Consider the following 22,582-nt stretch of genomic DNA (forward strand, 5'->3'; position numbering starts at 1 on the left):
CAGATCCCGTGACGTCAGAGGCCGAACACGCCCGGCAGGCCGGCAATGTCCATGATCTCAACATACCCGTAATAGGGGTTGGCGGGCTCATGACCACGATTGACCCACACCTTGTTCTTGATGCCGAGGTCATGCGCCGTCATCAGATCATACCGGAACGAGGAGGAACAGTGCACCACGTGTTCCGGCCCGCAGCCCAGCGCATCGAACATGTATTCGAAGCCCTTCATGCGGGGCTTGTAGGCCTTGGCCTGTTCGGCCGTAATCACCGTATGGATCGGCGCGCCGAGCTTCGCGACGTTGGACGGGATCTGCGCATTCATGGCGTTGGAGAGGATGACGAGCGGAATCTCCTTGGCGACTTTGGCAAGACCCTCAGGAACGTCTGGATGCGGTCCCCAGGTCGGCACGCGATCGTAGACCGCCTGCGCATGCTGGACCTTGAACGCGACGCCGTTGCGCTTGCAAGCGCGCTCGAGCGCGTTGTGGACCACCTCGGCATAGGGCTTCCAGTCGCCGAGAACCTCGTCGAGCCGATAGCCCGCGAAATCCCTGATGAAAGCGCTCATCTGCGGCTTGTCTAGAAGCGCACCATAGAGATCTTGCGCTGCTTCTGCCATCTGGAAATTCGTTAGCGTGCCGTAGCAGTCGAAAGTCACATATTTCGGGCGAAAGTGGCTCATCATCCTCATCCTGGCGCGCTTGCGCGATGTCACGACTGCAAATGATAGAGCGGCCGCGCGGCATAAGATGCGGTTTCTCCGGCGGCTGCGGTGGAAGATACCGTTCGCGCCATGCGCTTCAGACGATCTGCTCGCCGCTGAAACGCGAGACTGGAGCCGGACAGAGGAAACGAGTCGATGACCACGAGCGCCATCTCGCTCACCACGTTCCGCGCCGAGCATCTTGCAGGTGCCGCACGCCTTTCGCGTCAAGCCAATTGGCCACACCGCCGCGAGGACTGGGAAATGGCGCTCTATCTCAGCGCGGGGATCGTCGCCGTGGACGCAATGGCCTCGACTGTCCTCGGGACGATTTTGATGACGCCCTACAAGCAAGATGTCGCGACCATCAACATGGTGATCGTCGATGAAGCTGCCCGCGGGCACGGATTGGGCCGCAAGCTTATGGAGGCAGCCATCGCGCTGGCGGGTTCGCGCGCGTTGCGGCTCATTGCAACCCCCGAAGGGTTGCCACTCTATGAAAAGCTCGGCTTTTGCCAAACCGGCAGCATTGTCCAGCATCAGGGTCAGGTCCGACATGTCGAGCCTCCCCCCAACGTCCGGCCGGCAGAGCCGCAGGAGATATCCGCGATCGTTGATCTCGACAGAAGGGCGTTCGGCGCAGACCGGGAAGAACTGCTTCGTGTTGTTGCGAAGGTCGGCCGTCTCGCGGTGCTCGGGGACAACTCGGGGATTGCTGGATTTGCTGCTTTGCGCTGCTTTGGCAGGGGTGAGGTAATCGGCCCTGTGGTGGCCGCGAGCGCTGAGGATGGCAAGGCTCTGCTCGCCTATTTGATGGCCGGCCGGCAAGGCCATTTCGTTCGTGTGGATACAGCCGAGCCCGCCCAGCTCGGGCCTTGGCTGGCGGATCAGGGACTCGCCCGCGTAGACGAGGGCATTGCCATGCAGCGCCCTGTCGTTCGGCGATCCGGCGCCGCCCCGTTCACCACATTCGCCCTTGCCAGCCAGGCTTTCGGATAACTGGAGACCTCAATGCTCAGCAATTCACTCATCGAGCTCGATCGGGCCCATCTCATCCACCCGGCCACCTCCTATCGGGGCCATGAGGCAGCCGGCGTCAAGGTGCTGAAATCGGCAATAGGCGCGACGGTGACGGATGCCTCCGGTCACCAACTCGTCGACGGCTTCGCCGGTCTCTGGTGCGTCAACGCCGGCTTTGGTCATGAGAGCATCGTTGCGGCTGCTTCGAAGCAGATGCGCGAGCTTCCCTACGCAACGGGCTATTTCAGCCTTGGCTCGGAGCCGGCGATTCGGCTTGCGGCGGAATTGGCGCAGCGGGCACCGGGCGACCTGAACCACGTTTACTTCACCCTCGGCGGTTCGGACGCAGTCGACAGCTCCGTACGCTTCATTCGCTACTACTGGCATGCACGAGGCGAGCCGCAGCGCGACCAATTCATCTCCATCGAGCAAGGGTATCATGGGTCCTCGACGGTCGGCGCCGGGCTGACTGCGCTACCCGCCTTCCATGCCGGCTTTGGCGTGCCGCTCAGCTGGCAGCACAAGATCCCCTCGCATTATGTCTATCGCAATCCTGCCGGACAGGATGGCGACGCCATCATCGCGGCCTCGCTGGCGGCGCTCGATGCGAAAATTGCGGAGATCGGAGGCCCGCAGCGCGTCGCCGCATTCTACGCCGAGCCGATTCAGGGATCAGGCGGCGTGCTCGTGCCGCCGAAGGGCTGGATGAAAGCGATGCGCGCGCAGTGCCAGAGTTACGGCATCCTCTTCGTGGCGGACGAGGTCATTACCGGGTTCGGCAGGACGGGTCCGCTTTTTGCGTGCAGCGAGGACGAAATCGTGCCGGACCTCATGACGGTCGCCAAAGGATTGACCTCAGGCTATGTGCCGATGGGTGCTGTCTTCCTGTCGGATGATGTCTACGACACCATCGCCGACGGGGCGGGCTCAAACGCTGTCGGGCACGGATACACCTACTCCGCCCATCCCGTCAGTGCCGCAGTCGCCCTGGAGGTGCTGCGTCTCTACGAGAGCGGCCTGCTCGCGAATGGCGAAAAAGCCGGTGCCCGCCTGATCGCAGGTCTTCAATCGTTAAAGGATCATCCGCTCGTCGGCGACGTGCGCGGCCGCGGCATGCTGGCCGCCATCGAACTCGTCACCGACAAGCAGCGCAAGACGCCGCTTCCGGCCGCGGCCGAACCCGCAAGGCGCATCTTCGACCGCGCCTGGAAACACGGCCTTATCATCCGGGCCTTCCAGACGGGCGTGCTGGGTTACGCCCCGCCACTCTGCTGCTCCGACTCCGACATCGAAGCCATCATCGAGCGCACCGCCAAGACTCTTGACGAAACACTGGCCGATGCCGATGTGCGCGCCGCACTGCAACATTAGTAGGCATGCACAAGCGCCCAGCTGACGACAGGTCTGAAATACCACAAATCGCCGCATCTTCGCAATTTTGTGCCGCAAGCCCGCCCTTTTCGGCCGCCGCCGAGGAGCCAACGTGCGAAACTCCGACCGCGGGAAGGAATGTAAGCCAGAAGAGACGCCGCAACCTGATCGTTTCGACCAGACAGGCGGCGTCCACCACAATGGCCGGCAGAATAATCTGCCGCTCACCGCAGCATCAGCCGTCGGCCAGCAACGAGGGGATTGACATGAGCCACAAGACGACGAACTGGTCCTCTTCAGACGATGCAATGGTAGAGAGCGTCATCCGCAGGGGGGCGTCGCGGCGCGATCTCTTGAAGCTGATGCTGGTCAGCGGCGTGACGCTGACTGCCGCCAGCGCGATTGTCGGACGCGCGTCAGACGCGATAGCCGCGACGCCCGTCAAAGGGGGCACCTTGAAGGCAGCGGGTTGGTCCTCCTCGACCGCCGACACGCTCGACCCGGCCAAAGCCTCGCTCTCGACCGACTATGTGCGCTGCTGCTCCTTCTACAACCGCCTGACATTTCTCGACAAGGCCGGCGTACCCCAGATGGAGCTCGCCGAGTCGATCGAGACCAGCGATGCCCAGAGCTGGACGATCAAGCTGAAAAAAGGCGTTACCTTCCATGATGGAAAGGAGCTTACCGCCGATGACGTCATCTTCTCGCTGAAGCGTCATCAGGATAAAGCAACGGGATCGAAAGTCGCAACGATCGCCGCACAAATGACCGGCTTCAAGGGCGTCGACAAGAATACGGTTGAGATCACGCTGGCGAGCCCCAACGCAGATCTTCCGACGATCCTGTCGATGCATCACTTCATGATTGTGGCCGACGGCACGACCGATTTTTCGTCTGGAATCGGGACCGGCGCTTTCAAATGCAAGCAGTTCGAACCTGGCGTGCGCTCTATCGGCGTACGAAATCCCAACTACTTCAAGGAAGGCCCGAATGTCGACTCATTCGAGTTTTTCGCCATTCAGGATGAAAACGCGCGCATCAACGCGCTGCTCTCCGGAGACATTCATCTCGCTGCCGCGATTAACCCGCGATCGGTGCGTCTCCTCGACGGCGTGAATGGCTTCGCGCTGTCTACGAGCAATTCGGGCGTCTACACCGACCTGAACATTCGTATGGACATGGCGCCCGGCAACAACCGCGATTTCGTGGAGGGCATGAAATACCTGGTCAATCGGCAGCAGATCGTGAAGTCCGCGTTGCGCGGCTTCGGTGTAGTCGGCAACGACCAACCGGTGTCGCCCGCCAACTTCTTTCACAACGCAGCCCTCAAACCGAAAGCGTTCGACCCGGAGAAGGCCAAATTCCATTTCCAGAAGGCCGGTGTCCTCGGCCAGTCCATCGAGATCATCACCTCCGATGCAGCCAATTCGGCGATCGACATGGCCATGATCGTTCAGGCGACTGCCGCTCAGATCGGCATGAAGCTCGACGTGAAACGCGTACCCACCGATGGTTACTGGAACAATTACTGGTTGAAGGCGCCGGTCCACTTCGGCAACATCAACCCGCGTCCAACGCCGGACATCCTGTTCTCCCTGCTCTACAAGTCGGATGCTCCATGGAATGAGAGCCGATTCAGCTCGGAGAAATTCGACAAGATGCTGGTCGAGGCCCGTGGCTCGCTGGATCAGGCCAAGCGCCGCGAGATCTACAACGAAATGCAGGCCATGATCTCGGAACAAGCCGGCACCATCATCCCTGCTTACATCTCCAGTGTGGACGCTATCACGACCAAGCTGAAGGGTCTGGAGCCCAGCCCCCTCGGCGGTATGATGGGCTATGCCTTCGCCGAATATGTCTGGCTAACCACTTGATCGGCCTTTAGCGAAGTCCCTGCCCTCGGTCGTGATAACGGAACCGCGGGCTGATGGAATGCGGGAGCGCGAATGTGAGAAAACAGGTTTCAGCGCTCGTGATAAGGCGGCTGCTCATCGCCTTGATCACACTCGTGATCGTTTCCTTTGCGGTCTTCTCTGCCACCGCATTGTTGCCTGGCGATACGGCCACGATCCTGCTCGGACAGTCGGCGACGCCAGAAGCCGTCGAGGGTCTGCGCAATGCCATGCACCTCAACGATCCGGCAATCATTCGATTTCTGAGGTGGGTCGCCGGCCTCTTTCAGGGCGATTTCGGAAGGTCTTATGCCAACAACGTGCCGATCGCCGACCTGATACGCGGACGCTTTGCCAATACGATGAAGCTCGCCGGATTGACCGCCGCGATCTCCGTGCCTCTCGCCTTGACGCTCGGCATCACTGCCGCGATCTGGCGCGGCACACTCTACGATCGGTTTGTGACCGTCGCCACGATCGGCATCATCTCGGTACCAGAGTTCATGATCGCGACCCTCGCCGTCCTGCTCTTCGCAGTCTACCTCAAATGGCTGCCGGCCTTGTCCCTCACCAACGAGATCAAGTCATTCCATGACCTGCTGCGGGCCTATGCGATGCCGGTCGTGACGCTCACATTCGGCGTTTCCGCGCAGATGATCCGCATGACCCGCGCCGCCGTGGTCGAGACATTGAACACCCCCTATGTGGAGATGGCGCTCCTCAAGGGAGCCTCGCGCCCGAGACTGGTCCTGAAACATGCGCTGCCCAATGCGCTTGGCCCGATCGTCAACTCGGTCGCGCTCTCGCTGTCGTATTTGCTCGGCGGCGTGATCATCGTGGAGACGATCTTCAACTATCCTGGGATAGCAAAGCTGATGGTCGATGCCGTCTCCACCCGCGACCTGCCACTGATCCAGACCTGCGCGATGATCTTCTGCGTTGGTTATCTGGCCTTGATAACGGCGGCCGACATCATCGCCGTCTTATCCAATCCGAGGCTCCGATGACCAAATCCATTTCGTCCGACCGGAGTCCGATTCGATTTGGCTATCGCGTCAATCTTGTGGGCCTCTCAGCCCTGGGCGTAATCCTTCTCTGGGGTGTCATCGCGCTTTTCGCGCCGCAGTTGATCCCGCATTCCGTTGGCGAGATCGTCGATACGGATTATTTCGGGCCGATGAGCAAAGAATTATGGTTCGGCTCCGACTATCTGGGGCGGGATATCTTTTCGCGAATCCTGATGGGCGCGCGCTACACGCTTGGCATCTCGCTTGCCGCTGTCTCCATCGCCTGTTTTTCCGGCGTCGCACTCGGTATGACAGCGGCTGTTGCCGGAGGCTGGCTAGACACGATGCTGAGCCGGTTCCTCGATGCGCTGAACTCGATTCCAAGCAAACTGTTCGGCCTCGTCGTGGTCGCCGCGGTGGGCTCGTCGATCCCGGCGCTGATTGGGACCCTGGCCGTAATCTACATCCCCGGCGCTTATCGCTTCGCCCGCGCGCTCTCGGTCAACGTCAACACCATGGACTTCATGGTGGTCGCCCGTATTCGAGGCGAAGGCCTTGCCTATCTCATCGCCTCCGAGATCCTACCCAACATTCTCGGCCCCGTGCTGGCCGATCTCGGCCTGCGCTTCGTTTTCATCGTGCTCCTGCTCTCCGGTCTGTCCTTTCTCGGGCTCGGCGTGCAACCGCCCTACGCCGACTGGGGCGCGCTGGTGCGAGAGAATATCGGAGGCCTGCCATTTGCGGCGCCGGCGGTGATCTTCCCGTCGCTCGCCATCGCGAGCCTCACCATCAGCGTCAATCTTCTGATCGACAATCTGCCGACCAGGATCCGCGATCGGAGTGTCGAATGACGCGAAATCTCGTCGAGATCCGCAACTTGAGGGTTGAAGCGACGACCGACTCTGGCAGGCAGATCGAGATCATCAAGAGCGTCAGCCTTGATATCGCGGAGGGCGAGATCGTCGCTCTGATCGGCGAGAGCGGCTCAGGCAAGACGACAATTGCCATGACGCTCCTGGGCTACGCCCGGCAGGGCTGCAGAATAACGGACGGCCAAGTACGGCTGGATGGCGTCGACATGGTCAGCCTTTCGGAGTCCGAACGGGCCAGCCTTCGGGGCACGGCAGTCGCCTACGTGCCGCAGAGCGCTGCCGCCGCCTTCAATCCGGCGATCACCATCATGGATCAGGTCACCGAAGTGGCGCGAATTCACGGCCTCATGACGGCCACCGAGGCACGAGCAAAAGCCATTTTGCTGTTCAAGGCGCTGTCATTGCCGGAGCCGGAAACGATCGGCAACCGCTATCCCCACCAGGTCTCGGGCGGTCAGTTGCAGCGCCTGGCCGCCGCCATGGCCCTGATCGGCCAGCCCAAGATCGTCATCTTCGACGAGCCCACGACAGCGCTTGATGTCACCACACAAGTTGAGGTGCTGCGCGCGTTCAAGGCTGTCACGACGCAACATCAGATTGCAGGCGTATATGTCTCCCACGATCTGGCCGTCGTCGCCCAGATCGCCGACAGGATCGTCGTGCTGAGAAACGGTGAAATCCAGGAAACGGGTTCGACCAACCAGATTCTTGAAGATGCGCGCCACCCCTATACGCGCGAGCTCCTGGCCGCGTTCAGGCCGAGGGCGCAAGAGCGAACACCAGAAAGCGAGGAGGCGACAGAGCAGGTGTTGCTTCGGGTGGACAAGCTGACGGTCGGCTACGGCTCTCGTCTAGGTGACGGGGAACCATTGGTCAGCGCCGTCAAATCAATGAGCCTCAGGCTGGATCGCGGTCGAAATCTGGGCATCATCGGCGAGTCCGGTTGCGGGAAATCGACGCTTGCTCGGGCAATCGCCGGCATCTTGCCAGCCCATGCCGGAGACATCATGTTCAATGGCCGGGAATTGGGGAAAGCCGGCCGCAGCCGCACGCGCGACGAACTTCGCCAGATACAGATCGTATTTCAGCATGCCGACACCGCACTCAATCCAGCGAAGTCGGTGGAAGACATTCTGGGGCGACCTCTTACCTTCTACAATGGCACGAGGGGTAAAGCGCGCGATGCGCGCATCGGCGAGCTTCTCGACCTTGTCCGGCTCCCCAAGTCGATACGCCATCGGCGGCCGGGAGAGCTTTCAGGCGGTCAGAAGCAACGCGTGAACTTCGCGCGCGCGCTCGCTGCCGAACCAACCCTTATCCTGTGCGACGAAATCACCTCGGCGCTTGATACCGTGGTGGCGGCCGCGGTGATCCAGCTCTTGAAGGACCTGCAGCAGGAGCTCGGACTGTCCTACATCTTTATCAGCCATGATCTTTCGGTCGTTCAGGCGATCTGCGACGAAATCATCGTCATGTATCGCGGTCAGAAGGTCGAGGAGATCGCGCCGGCTCGGTTGAAGGCGCCGGAGCATCCCTATAGTCGGCTTTTGTTCTCTTCGGTACCCAAGCTAGACCCGGCTTGGCTCGACACATTGCATCAGGACGCCGAGCAGGTGCGAACCTATTGTCATCGCTAAGAGATTGATCCGCTGGCTGAAATCAAAGCGGAAAGAGGCTGGTTAGCGGCATGTGGGAGCGTACGATCGGCGACTTCAGCACGACGAAACTGAAATACTTGTCGATGCCGATATCCATGTCCGTGAGGCGCTCCATGATCGTCTGGTACTCGCCGATATCAGCCGCCACGAACTTGAGCATGTAGTCGTAACCTCCCGAGACCAGATGGCATTCGATCAGCTGGTCGACTTTCTCGACCGCACTCAGGAAGCGGGCAAAATCAATCTGTCGGTGGTTCTTCAGCGTCACTTCCGTGAATACAGTGAGCGTCTGGCCCAGCTTACGCATGTTGATCTGGGCGGAGTAACCGTCGATGTAGCCTTCGTTCTGCAATCTTTTCACGCGCATGAGGCATGGGCTGGGCGACAGATTGACCAACTCCGCAAGCTCGACGTTCGTGATGCGCCCGTTCTTCTGGAGTTCGTGGAGGATTTTGATGTCGATCCGATCCAGCTTCATTGACCCCTCCATTCACCCCTCCTTGAGCAACGCACAGCAGAAAATTTGGTAACGTGAGCTAAAAGCTTACTTCTCCTTCGGCCGTTATCCATCACTGACGAGTACGGTTGGGGCAGAACGGCATTTTGTAGCCCACCGAGGATACAGCATAAAATGCTGGGCTACTATCGAATCCGGTGCCGTCCACGGCGACGCGCGGCTTAGGATGCGGATATCGAAATCAGGAACTCAGGATGCCCGCGCCACTCAGCCACATCGAGACATCGCCGGATCTCCCCGACAGCGCCGACGCGGTGATCATCGGAGGCGGCATCGTCGGTGTGTTCGCCGCCTACTATCTCGCCATGCGTGGCCTCAACGTCGCTCTCGTTGAGAAGGGGCGGATCGGAGCCGAGCAATCCAGCAGAAACTGGGGCTGGTGCCGGCAGCAAAACCGCGATGCCCGAGAGCTGCCGATGGCAACCAAGAGCCTAGACCTGTGGGAGAGGTTTGGCGCTGAAAGCGGCGAGAACACCGTTTTCTCGCGCTGCGGCCTCCTCTACCTGAGCAACAATGAGACCGAACTTGAGGGCTGGGCGCGCTGGTGCGACTTCGCCCGAGGCGTCGGCGTCAATACTCGCCTCCTCAATGCGACCGAAGCCAATTCGCGAGGGGCAGCCACCGGGCGAGCCTGGACGGGCGGCGTCTTCTCGCCAACCGACGGTGTCGCCGATCCCGTCAATGCAGCCCCTGCGGTGGCGCGGGCCATCCTCAGGGGTGGAAGCACCGTGCACCAGATGTGCGCGGCCCGTGGGTTAGAGACAGAGGGCGGCCGCGTGAGCGCGGTCGTGACCGAGCGCGGTACGATCCGCACCAAGGTCGCCATATTGGCAGGTGGCGCGTGGTCCTCGTCCTTCTGCCACCAGTTGGGCATCCGTCTTCCGCTCGCATCGATCCGCTCGTCCATCCTTTCGGTATCGCAGGGCGCGAGGGGCTTACCCAATGCAATGCATACCTCCAGCGTTTCCGTGACGAAGCGCGGCGATGGCGGATATACGCTCGCCATCAGTGGTCGAGGCCGCGTCGATCCGACCGCGCAGCAGCTCCGCTTCGCTCCGCAATTCCTCCCGATGTTCCTGCGACGCTGGCGCAGCCTGCTCCCCGGCGGCCTCGAGGGTGTAAGGTCGGGACATGAAGCGCTCCGTCATTGGCGGCTCGACGGCCCGACGCCGATGGAGCGTGTTCGCATTCTGGATCCGGCTCCCGATCGGAGCACGATTCAACTCACGCACCGGCGCGCCCTCGACTTGTTACCGGCACTGAGGGACACGAAAATCACCGCTGCATGGGCCGGCTATATCGACTCGACACCCGACGGCGTGCCGGCCATCGGAGAGGTTTCAACCCTCCCCGGCTTGATATTGGCCGCGGGCTTCAGCGGACACGGGTTTGGTATCGGGCCGGGCTCCGGGCACCTGGTCGCGGATATCGTGACTGGGGCGGCGCCAATCGTTGATCCGAAGCCCTACCGACCAGATCGCTTCGCTGGCTTTGCGGTCGGAAAGGTTTCGGATTTCTGAGTGGTGGAAGCCAATGTCTGAGTGGTATCGGCCGAGGCGATAGCGCCTGCAAAGCTTGAACACTGACCTCACCGGATTATCGCAAAGCGAGTAAGTGGATTCATGAAAGTCACAGTGTTGGGTGCGGGGGTGATAGGCGTCACGACCGCATATCAGCTTGCAAGGTCCGGACATGAAGTAACAGTCGTTGATCGCCAGCCAGGACCAGCGCTGGAAACAAGCTATGCGAATGCGGGCGAAATATCGTTTGGATACTGCTCACCTTGGGCGGCTCCGGGGATTCCGCTGAAAGCCCTCAAGTGGATGCTAATGGAGCACTCACCGCTGATCCTTCGCCCGAAACTCGACCGCGCGATGCTGTCTTGGCTGCTTCGCTTGCTCTCAAACTGCACGTCCGGTCGCTATGCGCGTAACAAGAGCCGGATGTTGAGGCTTGCGGAGTATAGCCGCCTGGCGCTTGCTGCGGTACGGGCAGAGACCGGGCTGACTTTTGACGATCGCATGCAGGGAACGCTGCAGCTCTTTCGGACTCAACGGCAATTCGACGCCTCAGCGAAGGACATCGAGAGACTTTCAGCAGACGGCATTCCCTATGAGGTCCTTGATTGCGACGGTTGTATCCGGATCGAGCCGGCACTGCATCATGCTCGCGATCGCATTGTCGGTGGGCTTCGAACTCCAAACGACGAAACCGGTGATTGCTTCAAGTTCACCAATGGACTTGAGAAAGCCGCTGCCAGGCTCGGAGTGACCTTCCGCTACGGTGAGACCATCAAGGATTTGGAAGTCGGGAACGGACAAGCGCGTGGGGTTCTCACAAACAGGGGCGTCATTCGTTCTCAGGCGATAGTCGTCGCGCTCGGAAGTCATTCGCCGCTCTTGCTCAAGAAGGCCGGAATCTCACTTCCGGTATACCCCATCAAGGGCTATTCACTGACGATTCCGATCAGTGACGCATCGCGCGCGCCTCAGTCAACCGTGATGGACGAGACCTATAAGATCGCAATCACCCGTCTGGGGGAGCGCATTCGGGTGGGGGGAATGGCCGAGGTCTCAGGGTACACCAGCGACCTAGGTTTGGCGCGGCGGCGCACGCTCGAGCGCTCCGTGATGGACTTGTTCCCCGGCGGGGATCCCAAGACCGCAACTTTCTGGTCTGGCTTGAGGCCGATGACCCCCGATGGGCCACCGATCATCGGACGGACGGGAATCCGCAATCTGTTTCTCAATACGGGCCACGGCACATTGGGCTGGACGATGAGCTGCGGCTCGGCGCGAGTTATTGCGGATCTGATCTCCGACCGAATACCCGAGATCGAGACCGCAGACCTCGAACTCTCCCGTTATGATTGATCGTCGCATGCCTGGCGCGCGCAGGTCCGTCGAGCACACGGCCGTCTGGATGGTTCAGCGAGAAATCATAGAAGGCGGCGCGCCGTTCGCGGGCTCGTCCAGCAAAATCGGCTCAATTCCAAAGATCGGCCAACGTCCAGCATGAGAACATGAAGAGCCCGATAAGGCCGTAATAACCTCCCAGCGTCAGTCCAAGCCGGTTCGTGTCCCGCCGCGTGGTGTCGTCAACGCTGCCGGCCGGAAACGGTGGGCGGGTCCGGTTGTCTGCGCGCTCCGGCGCGGACGCGCAGGGAAGGAGTGAAATTTCCACGTCGGATAGCTGAGACTACCCATCAGTGCTCGCCTGTCTCCCCTGCCCTCAGAAAATTTCGGCCGCTCCCGTCCGCTGACTACATGCGGCCCCACCACTGGGAAGACCTGCCCACATTGTCTTTCGCAAGATTTTTCTTGATCTCCCGGTGCACACGCCGCCTTCTAACCAATTGAAACAATTGAACTCTCGGTCCAATCCATCATGGGCAAGTTTGAGCTAACTACGGACGAGAAAATCGAAGCCAATCAAAGGTGGTCCGGTTTGCGCCAAGAGCTGCCTTCCACACCTGCTCGCGCTTTGACCTGAAGAGGATTAAGCCGCTGATATACGAACCGCTCGCTTTGCGTGAGGGCGTCGCGCATCCGATTCCGAGAGCGATTATCCATAGCGCGGAGTCCACCTTACAAAGTTTTGATCTGCACCTTGCGGAATTTGATCGTTCCCGCCCCGTGTTGCAGGGCGATCAAGCCTTCATCGAACATCCCGTTCCGCAGTTCGGCCGTTTTCTCTCCGTCGAGCAAGACCGTGATGTCGCGACCCTTCGCCGTGATCTCGAACGTATTCCACTTGCCGCCGGCTTTCGGCATCGAATTGATCTCGACGTAGCGTGTGATCGAGCCAGTGCCGTAACTCGGATCGGAGCGCTGGTCAAAGATGTTCGCTTCATAGCAGGTGCGATCGGTGATCTTCTTGGCATCGAGGCAGCGGAAATAAATGCCGCTGTTTGCATCGTCGCTCGGCCAGAATTCGACGCGCAGCGTGAAGTCCTTGTACGGCTTCTTGCTGACGAGATACCCGGCCTCTTTGCCCTCCATCTTGTCGGCCGTCACCGTGCCGTCCGCCAGATGCCAGTTGGATTGTCCGACCTGATCCCATTGTTCGAGGTCTTTGCCGTCGAAGAGCGTGATCCAGCCGGCTTCCTCGGCTTTAGTCTGTGGGAGCATCTGGCTCACGGCGAAACCCGAGGCGACGAGAGCAAGAGCGAATTGCAAAGAACGCCGTAACGTCATTGGCATGATTAACTCCTCCTGGTCGTCAGCCCTAATGTTTCTCTGAGCGGTGACCTCAATGATAGGGCCGTGCGTGAAATCTGGCTAGGCTTCTCGGTCTTGTATACGTTGCACTGCCGATCGCGACGTAATGGCAAGGCGGTCGCCTAATCTCGGCTGATTGAGCCGTTCCGCGATGCGGGGTTGGAACCGAATGTCCGGTTTGCACCGCGACGGGCCGGTTCGGCCAGATAGCCCTTTGACCCCAAAGCCAACCTGCGAGAGCTCTATCTTGTCCGGAACCTAGATCGAGTGGTTATTGCGGTAACTTCGTCACAAGTCTGCCAGCAACTTGCGAGCTTCCATGAGATCGCGTGTTTCCAAGCCCTCGCTGAACCAGCTGTAGATCGGCACAAGAGCGTCGCGCGCCTCTCGCCGCATGCCGCGTGCCGCCTGGAGTCTGGCGCGCGCAACGCTTGCGCGAAGCTCGGGCAGCCTTGCTCCCTGGGCAGCGGCAATTTCAATCGCGGCCTCGAACTCCGCGTCCGCTTGATTTTCGGCCTCCTCCCCGGCTGCCAGCAACAGCAGTTCACCGCGCTCCCGGTGAAGTTCGACGGCGCACCAGCTCTCGAGACTTGCGTCCGCAATTGCGACCGCTTCGTCGATGACCCAAAGCCCGGCCATGGCGTTTCCGGCCTTGCGATGAAGCGCCGCGAGCAAGCCAAGATGGTGCGGAATACGTAGCCCCGCACTTGTACGCCGGAAATCCTCAAGCCCAGCATCAAAGTCCGCAAGACCTTCCTCAAGCCTGCCGGATTCAGCGATGGCCCAGGCGCGAACGAGGTTGGCCCATGCGCCATAGTAGTCGAAGCGGTACTCGGCGCAGATGTCGCGTGACTCTGCAGCGGCTTTCAGTGCGGCATCGGGCTCTTGCCGGAATTGATATAGCATCGCCAGATAGTTGAGCGCGAGCGCGACGCTGAATGGATGTGAAATCTCACGCGCCACGGCGAGCCCTTCCTCAGCAATCCTAAGGCTGCGAACGGGATAGCCGAGATGCCAGTCGCAATGGCTCATGTAGGCACGGCAAAATACGCTCATATCGATTCCGTAAACCTCGGAATAATAGCGACCGCGATATTCGCCGGCTTGGGCGCTTCTTGTGAGCCGGTCGCGCGAGAATTGAAACTGGCCGAGGTGGAACGAGAGCACTCCCGCAAGATGATCGGCTTCGGCTTGACGCACGGGGTCACCACTTCGTTTCGCTAGCGCCTCCGTCTCCTCGACGAGGCTTGTGACCTCGCGCAGGTTGGCGCGCACATGATAGACGTGGCCGAGCCCCTTCAACGCGGCGGAGAGATCAGCCTCGCTCTGCAGTTCGCGGCTGAGCTCCTGTGCGCGCTGGAACGCCGCTTCTGCCTCGCGTGAAGCAAATCCTTTTGTTGCAATCAGCGGGCCGCCAAGCCCAAGCTGCAGGGCAAGTTCGAAGCGCGAGCGTGATGCTCCAGGAGGAAGTGCTTTGGTGCACTCGAGCCCCGATCGCAGATGGGCAATTGCCTCGATATTCGCCGATCGGGCGGCCGCGAGGCGGCCGGCCCTCAGCCAGTATGGAATGGCCTTCTCGCCCGATCCCGCCTCGCCAAAGTGACGGGCGACGAGCTCCGGCTGTGCTTCGACAAGTTGCGGAAAGAGCGCTTCGATCGATGTGGCAATCCGCGTGTGCAGCTCCTGGCGGCGCCGCTTGAGCAGGCTTTCGTAGGCGGCATCGCGCACCAGGGCGTGCTTGAAGACATAGGTAGCGGCAGGCGCGAGGCCGCGCCGGAAAACGAGTTCTGCCGCTACCAGGCGGTCAAGCGCCGCAGCGAGCTCCCCACCTGGCATCGACACGACCGCAGCAAGCAGCTCGTGATCGAACTCACGGCCGATACAGGCTCCGATCTGGGCGACCTCCTTGACTGGGGCAAGACGGTCAAGCCGCGCCATCAACGAATCGTGGAGCGTCGCCGGGATCGCCAAGGACGGGAATGCCCCTGCGAGCACGTAGCGAGCGCCGGTGTAGCGGAGAATCCCGGCTTCAAGAACGGCCTTCGTGAGCTCCTCGGTAAAGAGCGGCACACCCTCGGTCCGCGCCAGAATCTGGTCGAGGACCTCGGCGGGAAGCGCTTTGCCTTCGGTGATCCGGTCGACGAGTACAACCACCTGCGCCTGTGGCAGGCGATTTAGCATGAGCAACGTGACGTGCGGAAACCCGGTCCATGGCGGTGGGAGTTCCGGGCGGAATGTGGCGACGACCAGCACTGGCAGGTCCTGAAGACGATCCACGATCTGATCGAACAGCTCGCGCGAGGTGGGATCGAGCCAGTGCGCGTCTTCAAGCACCATCAGCACCGGGCCACGAGCGGCAAGTCGATTGAGCCGGGCCAGGAATGTGCGGAACAGGAGCGCCTTCCTTTGCTGCGGCGACATCTCTGGCTGGGTACTCGGCCTCTCAGTTGGAATGCCGAGCAGATCGGCAAGAAGCCGGATTGCATCGCTAGACAGCCCTTCGCCGTTTTCGCCAAGGAGTAATTCGAGGCGCTTGAGCCGTGTTTCCGCGGCATCCTCAGCTGCGAACCGTGCCTCGCGCTCGAGCTGCGAGATGAAGGGAAAGAGCGGGCTGTTTAGGTGATGCGGCGAACAGGCGTAGCTAACGAGCGTGATTTGTTCGGCCTGTAGCCGTTCGCGCAGCGCGAGCACCAATCGTGATTTTCCGATTCCTGGCTCGCCAAAAATCAGGACGACCTGTCCAGCCCGTCCTTTGGCAAGCCGCCACCGTGACAGCGTCAAATCGAGCTCCTCGCTGCGCCCGACGAGTGGCGTGACGTGGGCTCCGTGCAAAGCCTCGAACCTGCTCTCTACCCGGCCTTCGCCGATGACCCGCCAAGCTTGCACCGGCTCGGCAAACCCCTTGAGCCGAAGGGAACCGAGCTCAACAAATTCGAAGAGATCGCCGACCAGGCGGCGCGTGCTGTCGGCGATAACGACCGTACCGGGCTCCGCAACCTGTTGCAGACGGGCCGCGAGATTAGGCGTCTCCCCAGTGACCGCTTCCTCCTTCGCAGCACCTTCCCCGAGCAGATCACCCACCACGACAAGCCCGGTGGCGATGCCGACGCGTGCTGCCAGCAGGCCTCCTGCGCCTGACGACAGGCCGCTGACCGCTGTTGCGACCGCAAGTCCCGCCCGGACAGCTTGCTCTGCCGCATCTTCGCTTGCGCGCGGCCAGCCAAAATAGGCCTGCACTCCGTCTCCCAGAAACTTCGCGACGTGGCCCTCCAGTCGCGCAATCTCTCCCGCTACGGTGTTCGAGTAGGCCCGCATGACCTCGCGCAGCTCCTCGGGATCGAGACGGCGGCTGAGGTCGGTCGAGCCGACGAGGTCGACGAACATGAGCGTGAGCTGACGGCGCTCCACCGACGCGGGGGACCGCGCCGCAGCCAGGTCCGCTGGTAGCAGGCCGATTGCATCGAGAAGCTTCCGTCGGTGGCCGACGGCCTGGACTCCAATCTCCTTGAGATCTTCAGCCGTCAGGTGGGGCAGTATCTCAGGGTCAATTCCGTTGTCGCGGAACGTCTGCTCATAGGTTTGCAGGCCCAGGCTGCGCAGCCATTCTCCGATGTCCAACTTCGTCTCCGTAGCCCCCCTCGATTACGGATCCCCTCCTCCTCTTGTCAGGCGGCCGGTCGCTGTGCGGCGGACGGCCTGACGTTCTGGTTTAGCCGGAACTGGTTGCCGGGATCGTACTTGGCCTTCAGCGCGGCAAGACGAGCGTAGTTCGGGCCGTAGGCGCCGGCTACGCGATCGGTCTCGTCCTCCGGCATGAAGTTGACGTAGACGCCGCCGGTTGCGTGAGGCGCGGTCTCAGTAAAGAGCCTGCGCGCCCAGGCGATCGAACGTTGCTCATCCGCCGGATCGCGCCATCGCGTGTGAACGTTCATGACAAACTTCGCATCGCGGTGGGGGAACGCCGTGGCGTCGACGGCCGTGCGACTGGTGGCGCCACCAAGCTGACCAATGAAAATCTCGCACTCCCCGGTCGGCAGGCTTGTCGTATGGCCCACCAGCATGTCGAGAAGACCATCGTTGAGCTCGACGAAATTGTGCGACTTCCAGTAATTATAGGCGCCGGGCGTGAGCAGTGGGTCAAACGCGGTCTGCCAAGCCGCGAAGGGCTGCATGCCGATCACGTCCGCGATCGGCTCTCCGAGCGCGCGCAAGGGCTCCAATGCACGCTTGCCCTCGTTCTCATCTCCCGCATAGCAGACGGCGAACGCGACGATCTCCTTGCCGTGAACCTCGGCGGGCAAGAACGGCAGCGGCGGCGCCTGCCTGAGCACCACCCACACCGTCAGTTCGTCGGGCGCCTTGACGGCGACGTCGCGATAGCCCGCGAGCAGCTCCTTCGCTCGCGCAAAGGGATGGACGATGAGTCCGGCCAGAACCATTGGGCCAACAGGGTGCAGGCGGAACTCGAACGAACTCACAACCCCGAAATTGGCTCCGCCTCCGCGCAGCGCCCAGAACAGGTCGGTATTCTCGGCGATGCTTGCCCGGACGAGCTCACCTTCGGCCGTCACCACGTCGGCCGAGATCAGGTTGTCGGCGGCAAGCCCGAACTTGCGGCTAAGCCACCCGAAGCCGCCGCCCAGCGTCAATCCCGCAACGCCGGTCGTCGAGTTGATCCCGAGCGGGGTAGCAAGGCCGAAAGCTTGCGCCTCCTTGTCGAAGTCGCCAAGCGTTGCCCCCGGGTCCACGCGCGCGGTGCGGTGAAATGGATCAACCCGGACGGAGCGCATCAGCGAAAGATCGATTAAGAGCCCGCCGTCACAAACAGCATTACCCGCGATGTTATGGCCGCCGCCGCGCACGGCGACCAAGAGGCCGTGCTCACGCGCAAGCCGTACGGCACGAATGATGTCTGCGGCCCCTCTGCAGCGCACGACCGCGCCTGGGCGGCGATCGATCATCGCATTCCAGATCGTGCGTGCTTCATCGTAGCCCGGCTCCTCGGCCAGACAGACGTCGCCTCGCAAGGTTTGGCGAAAGGCAGCAATTGCATCGCTTTCAAGCGTAATCGCCCCGCCCTGCAGCGAGGCCAGCCGGATCTCCGCCATGGCATCTTCTCCGTGACTAGCGGTCAGTATTTCGGCAGTCAGCTCTCATACTCTTGGACGGATCAGCAGAAAGGCGGCCACGCCCACGGACTCTTGCAACCGAAGCGGCGCAGAATCACCCCGCTGCACGCCGTTCGACATTGCGAACGGCAGATTTCCACCTAGAGGTTAGTCCTCCGGCAAAACGAATGGTTCTGCGACAGAGTGTCTCGTGGATTAGGAGCGCCTACAAGCCCGCGCGGGTCGGCTTTCCGTCACCTGCGGACGAAACCAAGAAATCCGGTCCGCACAGGGAACTTCGGGGGTAGAGGAAGGGATGGAGGTCGGCCGATGTCCGCTTTGCGCCCCAGAAGGTCCCAATAGCCGCGATTAGCATTTGGCTGATGGGAAGTCAGATGGATCAGCATCGATGTCCTACGTCGGAAGCTTGCGCAGGCTTCCGGCGATACGGGTGCCTGCATCACCGGCGGGGTGGCCGACGCCCTTCACGGCATGCCCGATGACAGCGCCAAGCGGGCCCGCGCGCATCTGACGGATGACCTCGGCCGGGTCGTGGCTCGCTTCGAGTAGGTTGCACTGCTACGTTACGCAGAACTGCATAGGCACAGGTCGGCAAAAGACGTATAATTGCATGGTCCTTCGCGCAAAACGATCAATCAACATGCCGTGGAGGTGGCCATGAAATATGTGCTGCTCGGAAATCTGAGCCCGGAGTGGGCAAGCAAGCAGTCGGAGCGGGTCGGCAAGGCCAGGGCAAAGCTCGACCAGCTTAGCATCAAGGTCGAGTCGATCCACTACACGCAGGGCTATTACGATTTCGTCGACATTGTCGATGCGCCGAATCCGGAGGCGGTCCTTGCGTTTTCCGTCTGGTATTCCACCCAGGGTCTGGGGCGGATTCAAAGTATGCCGGCTTTCGAGGCAAAGACCTTCGAAACCGCGATTAAGAACGCAGCGGACTGAGTGCCGGACGGAAGGCCAACCGTGCTCACAGTTGAGCGACCCGTGGCGCAACGGACGCTGGGATCGAGTTCTCGTTCGAGTGTCTTAGCGCCGCGCTACAGGTATTGAGTCAGTGCGACGAATCCTCGGAGCGCACGCTCCTGGTTCTTTTCGCGTTGCGGGCTGTCGCCCTTGCTGCGGAGGGCAGCCTAGCTCCCCAGGGCATCACAGACATATCGGCAAGAAAGAAGACGCGGTTGCAGCAGCTTAGCCCGCACCTTAGGCTCAGAGTTTCAGGGAAGCAGGTCAAGGAGATCCTCGGCACGCACTACGCTGAACCTGGGAGGCAATCATGCAGTTCAGGACAACTGGACTATTGCTGCTCGGTGCGATGGCGCTTCCGGCCTCCGGGACCGCGCAAATCACCCCCGCCGCTCCCGCAATTACACGAACAGTGATCGCCGCAACCAAACTGCCGACCGTCACCGATGTGCCAGTCCATTTCAAAGCAACGAGCATCACTCTTCAGCCGGACGAGAAAAGCAGTGTCTCGGCGGCCAACGGCATCCTCTACCAGATTTCAGGATCGACCGAGGTCACGCTCGACGGCCAGGCCAAGATACTCAACGCCGGAGAAGGGCTGTTCGTCGCCGGCGGAAAGACCGCGGCGCTGACGGCGGGTCGCGGAGGGCCATCGACATTTCTCCACTTCTTTCTCGCTCCCGCTGCGGACTTGGACCGGCCTGCCGAGACACCACCTGCCGTCGTAAGAGAGCTGTATCGAACTGCGAGTCCGATTCCCGACCTAAAGCCAGGTGCTTATGATCTCAATCTCACGCGAGTCATATTTCCGGCGCAGATGCCTTCCAACCCGCCGCACCATCGGTCAGGCGCGGCTCTATACTTTATCATCTCCGGCACCGGGGCCAACACGGTCGACGGAAAAACGCAAGCAAGGGAACCGGATTCCTTGATTTATGAACCGTACGCCCTCGTGCACCAATGGGGCAACCCAGGCAACGAGCCATTGATATTCTTGGCCTTCAACATCAATCCGGAAGGTGTGGCAGCCGTGCTTCCGGGTGCACCAGCAAAGAAACAATAGCTAACGGAGGGCGGGTCGTTCGATCCCACGTCAATTAGCGAATTTGAATCATGGTGGCAACGAACGATCGCACGGTCATCGTATTCGGCGGAACCGGCTTTCTCGGCCGCCGCATCGTTCGGCATTTGCGCGCTCACGGATTTCCCGTTCGGATCGCTTCGAGGCATCCAGATCGGGGGCACAGACTGTTTGGTCCTGATGATCCGCAGCTTCAATCCGTAAGGGCCAACATTCACGACGGGCAGTCAGTCGCCGATGCGCTTGCCGGCGCCTACGGCGTAGTAAATGCGGTTAGCCTTTAGTTCGAGCACGGACAGGAGACCTTTCATTCCGTTCACGTCGAGGCAGCCCGACGGGTAGCGGCTCAAGCACTCCGTGCCGGTGTCGAACGGTTCATTCACATTTCGGGCATCGGCGCCGATCGCGCCTCTCAATCACGGTACATCCGAAAGCGCGGCGAAGGCGAACTGGCGGTTCGGGCCGCCTTCAGCGATGCACTTTTCGTCCGCCCGGCAGTGATGTTCGGACCGGACGACGCGTTTCTCACCACCATCCTCAGGCTCCTCCGCCAGCTTCCGATCTATCCGATGTTCGGCCACGGCCTGACCAGATTGCAGCCGGCCTACGTGGAGGATGTTGCGGAGGCGATCGGCCGGACCATGCAGCGAGCCGAGACGCCTTCAACGATGTTCGAGTTCGGCGGCCCGCGCGTCTACTCCTACGAGGAGTTTCTTCGAGTCGTTGCGCACCAAGCTGGGCTTACGCCCCGATTGATTCCAATCCCATTTGCCTTTTGGAATGCACTCGCATGGGCCTCCGAAATGTTCCCAAGCCCCCTCCTCACGCGCAATCAAGTGGAACTGGTGCAAATCGACACCGTGTCATCGCCGGAGATGCCTGGACTTGCTGAACTTGGGATTTCGCCGCACTCGGTCGAGGCGATACTCCGGAAGATGCTGTCGAATTGTGGATGAAAGAGGCTCCTCGGTTAACCCGTATTCAACAGCTGACAGTTCGCGCGAGATATCCGCCCGCTGTCAGCCGCCTGATGTCCAGTGGGGAGTCAAAAGCACCTTTGTCGCAAGGGGCCATGTGTGGACGGCTCCGGGTTGGCAAGAAGAATCTTCACTTGCAGCGTTAGTCGGAGCAGCCATGTGTTCGGCGTGTTTGCGCGGTACGCATGATCGCTGGCCATAATGCCCTCCGCGGATCAGGTCCCGGTCAATAGCACGCATTCGAAGATGCTGTGGCCCATGTGGGTTGTCCTGATCGCCGGATCGACCGGCGCTGCATTAGTGCTGTTCGCCCTTCTAACCGTTACGTCACACCGGAGTGCCCGGCTGTGATCTCGTTTACGCCGTGGGAGCGGCGGGTTCTTTGTAGCGTTCGTTCCTGGCCATCATCGCCCATGCCACCCTGGCGAGTTTGTTGGCGAGCGCGATGGCAGCGACCTTGGTGGGTCGTCGCGCCAACAGCGCGGTGAGCCAGCGCCGATGCCGGGCGCCATGGATCTTGGCATAGCGGATCACGGCGAGTGCGCCTGCCGTGAACAGGCTGCGCAAATAGCGATCGCCTTGCTTGCTGATACTGCCAAGCGTTGTCCTTGCCCCCGCTCGAGTTCTGCTTCGGCACGAGCCCAACCCAGGCCGAGAAGTCCCGACCCGATCGGAAAGCCTTGGGATCAGCAATGCTGGCGACCAGAGCTGTTGCCAGCGCCGGCCCGACGCCGGGGATCGCGTCAAGCCGCTTGCTCGTCGCATTTGATCGATGCCAGGCGATGATGCGGCGGTCGAACTCCAGGATTTTGGCTTTCAGCGCCCGCAATTGACTGCCGAGAGCAGCAAGACATGTGCGGGCGACCTCCGGCAGCCGGCGATCGGCTCCATCGGCGACGACTTCCAGCAGTTGCTCGACACCCCTGCGTCCGAGAGGGGCGACAATCCCGAACTCGGCAAGATAGGCGCGGATTGAATTGATGACGGCCGTCTGCTGGCGGATGAAGAGATGGCGCGCTCGATAAAGCATCAGACAGCTCTGTTGCTCGACCGTCTTGGTCGGCACGAACCGCATGTTGGGTCTCGTGACCGCCTCGCAAATTGCCTCCGCATTGGTGGTGTCGTTCTTCTGCCGCTTGACGTAGGGCTTCACATAGGCCGGAGGCATTAA

Annotated in this window: 19 protein-coding genes and 1 pseudogene; 12 read left to right on the forward strand and 8 right to left on the reverse strand. The window is 61.0% G+C overall.

Annotation, left to right across the window (positions count from 1 at the left end):
- Nucleotides 1-14: 14 nt before the first annotated feature.
- Nucleotides 15-683 (reverse strand): haloacid dehalogenase type II, encoded by a 669-nt coding sequence (locus ABIB99_RS40660; protein ID WP_354181320.1) that lies wholly within the window; start codon nt 681-683, stop codon nt 15-17.
- A 177-nt stretch (nt 684-860) separates the two neighbouring features.
- Here ABIB99_RS40660 and ABIB99_RS40665 point away from each other — a divergent pair, with 177 nt between their 5' ends.
- From ABIB99_RS40665 to ABIB99_RS40690, 6 genes are all read left to right on the forward strand, one after another.
- Nucleotides 861-1,703, forward strand: a complete 843-nt coding sequence (locus ABIB99_RS40665; protein WP_354181322.1) for a GNAT family N-acetyltransferase — start codon at nt 861-863, stop codon at nt 1,701-1,703.
- Nucleotides 1,704-1,715: 12 nt separating this feature from the next.
- A complete protein-coding gene (locus tag ABIB99_RS40670) occupies nt 1,716-3,095 on the forward strand; it encodes an aspartate aminotransferase family protein (RefSeq protein ID WP_354181324.1) in 1,380 nt (459 codons plus the stop codon).
- 266 nt (nt 3,096-3,361) lie between these two features.
- On the forward strand, nt 3,362-4,969 hold the full coding sequence (locus tag ABIB99_RS40675; protein WP_354181326.1) for an ABC transporter substrate-binding protein: 1,608 nt from the start codon (nt 3,362-3,364) through the stop codon (nt 4,967-4,969).
- Between the two features lie 53 nt (nt 4,970-5,022).
- Nucleotides 5,023-5,994 carry an ABC transporter permease gene (locus ABIB99_RS40680; RefSeq protein WP_502917553.1) on the forward strand — a complete coding sequence of 324 codons (972 nt, stop codon included), beginning with the start codon at nt 5,023-5,025 and terminating at the stop codon, nt 5,992-5,994.
- On the forward strand, nt 5,991-6,845 hold the full coding sequence (locus ABIB99_RS40685; protein ID WP_354181330.1) for an ABC transporter permease: 855 nt from the start codon (nt 5,991-5,993) through the stop codon (nt 6,843-6,845). The genes ABIB99_RS40680 and ABIB99_RS40685 overlap by 4 nt, the downstream gene beginning before the upstream one ends.
- The gene (locus ABIB99_RS40690) at nt 6,842-8,503 is read left to right on the forward strand and encodes an ABC transporter ATP-binding protein (protein WP_354181332.1); all 1,662 of its coding nucleotides are present in this window, start codon (nt 6,842-6,844) and stop codon (nt 8,501-8,503) included. The genes ABIB99_RS40685 and ABIB99_RS40690 overlap by 4 nt, the downstream gene beginning before the upstream one ends.
- A gap of 22 nt (nt 8,504-8,525) precedes the next feature.
- On the opposite strand, the gene ABIB99_RS40695 is transcribed toward ABIB99_RS40690, so the two are convergent.
- Entirely contained in the window at nt 8,526-9,002 is a 477-nt protein-coding gene (locus ABIB99_RS40695) for an Lrp/AsnC family transcriptional regulator (RefSeq protein ID WP_354181334.1), read from the reverse strand.
- A 233-nt stretch (nt 9,003-9,235) separates the two neighbouring features.
- Here ABIB99_RS40695 and ABIB99_RS40700 point away from each other — a divergent pair, with 233 nt between their 5' ends.
- Together ABIB99_RS40700 and ABIB99_RS40705 are read left to right on the forward strand one after the other, a co-directional pair.
- Nucleotides 9,236-10,561, forward strand: a complete 1,326-nt coding sequence (locus tag ABIB99_RS40700; RefSeq protein ID WP_354181336.1) for an NAD(P)/FAD-dependent oxidoreductase — start codon at nt 9,236-9,238, stop codon at nt 10,559-10,561.
- Nucleotides 10,562-10,663: 102 nt separating this feature from the next.
- A complete protein-coding gene (locus tag ABIB99_RS40705; RefSeq protein WP_354181338.1) occupies nt 10,664-11,914 on the forward strand; it encodes a D-amino acid dehydrogenase in 1,251 nt (416 codons plus the stop codon).
- A gap of 714 nt (nt 11,915-12,628) precedes the next feature.
- On the opposite strand, the gene ABIB99_RS40710 is transcribed toward ABIB99_RS40705, so the two are convergent.
- From ABIB99_RS40710 to ABIB99_RS40720, 3 genes are all read right to left on the reverse strand, one after another.
- A complete protein-coding gene (locus ABIB99_RS40710) occupies nt 12,629-13,171 on the reverse strand; it encodes a 3-keto-disaccharide hydrolase (RefSeq protein ID WP_354181340.1) in 543 nt (180 codons plus the stop codon).
- Between the two features lie 378 nt (nt 13,172-13,549).
- The gene (locus ABIB99_RS40715) at nt 13,550-16,879 is read right to left on the reverse strand and encodes an adenylate/guanylate cyclase domain-containing protein (protein ID WP_354181342.1); all 3,330 of its coding nucleotides are present in this window, start codon (nt 16,877-16,879) and stop codon (nt 13,550-13,552) included.
- A 47-nt stretch (nt 16,880-16,926) separates the two neighbouring features.
- Nucleotides 16,927-18,369, reverse strand: coding sequence for an FAD-binding oxidoreductase (locus tag ABIB99_RS40720; RefSeq protein WP_354181344.1), 1,443 nt, complete (start codon nt 18,367-18,369; stop codon nt 16,927-16,929).
- Between the two features lie 678 nt (nt 18,370-19,047).
- Here ABIB99_RS40720 and ABIB99_RS40725 point away from each other — a divergent pair.
- The 3 genes from ABIB99_RS40725 to ABIB99_RS40735 all read left to right on the forward strand — a co-directional run bounded on the left by ABIB99_RS40725 (nt 19,048) and on the right by ABIB99_RS40735 (nt 20,718).
- Nucleotides 19,048-19,332, forward strand: coding sequence for a GYD domain-containing protein (locus ABIB99_RS40725; RefSeq protein ID WP_354181346.1), 285 nt, complete (start codon nt 19,048-19,050; stop codon nt 19,330-19,332).
- Between the two features lie 331 nt (nt 19,333-19,663).
- Entirely contained in the window at nt 19,664-20,416 is a 753-nt protein-coding gene (locus tag ABIB99_RS40730) for a cupin domain-containing protein (RefSeq protein ID WP_354181348.1), read from the forward strand.
- Nucleotides 20,417-20,466: 50 nt separating this feature from the next.
- Entirely contained in the window at nt 20,467-20,718 is a 252-nt protein-coding gene (locus ABIB99_RS40735; RefSeq protein ID WP_354181350.1) for an SDR family oxidoreductase, read from the forward strand.
- On the opposite strand, the gene ABIB99_RS40740 is transcribed toward ABIB99_RS40735, so the two are convergent.
- The gene (locus ABIB99_RS40740) at nt 20,662-20,850 is read right to left on the reverse strand and encodes a hypothetical protein (RefSeq protein WP_354181393.1); all 189 of its coding nucleotides are present in this window, start codon (nt 20,848-20,850) and stop codon (nt 20,662-20,664) included. The two genes, ABIB99_RS40735 and ABIB99_RS40740, sit on opposite strands and share 57 nt — an antisense overlap.
- Nucleotides 20,851-20,934: 84 nt before the next feature.
- On the opposite strand from ABIB99_RS40740, the gene ABIB99_RS40745 reads away from it, so the two are divergent.
- On the forward strand, nt 20,935-21,390 hold the full coding sequence (locus ABIB99_RS40745; protein ID WP_354181352.1) for a Rossmann-fold NAD(P)-binding domain-containing protein: 456 nt from the start codon (nt 20,935-20,937) through the stop codon (nt 21,388-21,390).
- Nucleotides 21,391-21,768: 378 nt separating this feature from the next.
- Here the strand turns inward: ABIB99_RS40745 and ABIB99_RS44560 are convergent, their stop codons facing one another.
- On the reverse strand, nt 21,769-22,104 hold the full coding sequence (locus ABIB99_RS44560) for a transposase (protein ID WP_502917555.1): 336 nt from the start codon (nt 22,102-22,104) through the stop codon (nt 21,769-21,771).
- A pseudogene (locus tag ABIB99_RS44565) lies at nt 22,001-22,579 on the reverse strand (IS110 family RNA-guided transposase); the annotation flags it as partial. The gene ABIB99_RS44560 and the pseudogene ABIB99_RS44565, both read right to left, overlap by 104 nt.
- Nucleotides 22,580-22,582 lie beyond the last annotated feature (3 nt).

The organism is Bradyrhizobium sp. LA6.1, assembly GCF_040547805.1.
GTDB classification, from domain to species: Bacteria; Pseudomonadota; Alphaproteobacteria; order Rhizobiales; family Xanthobacteraceae; genus Bradyrhizobium; species Bradyrhizobium barranii.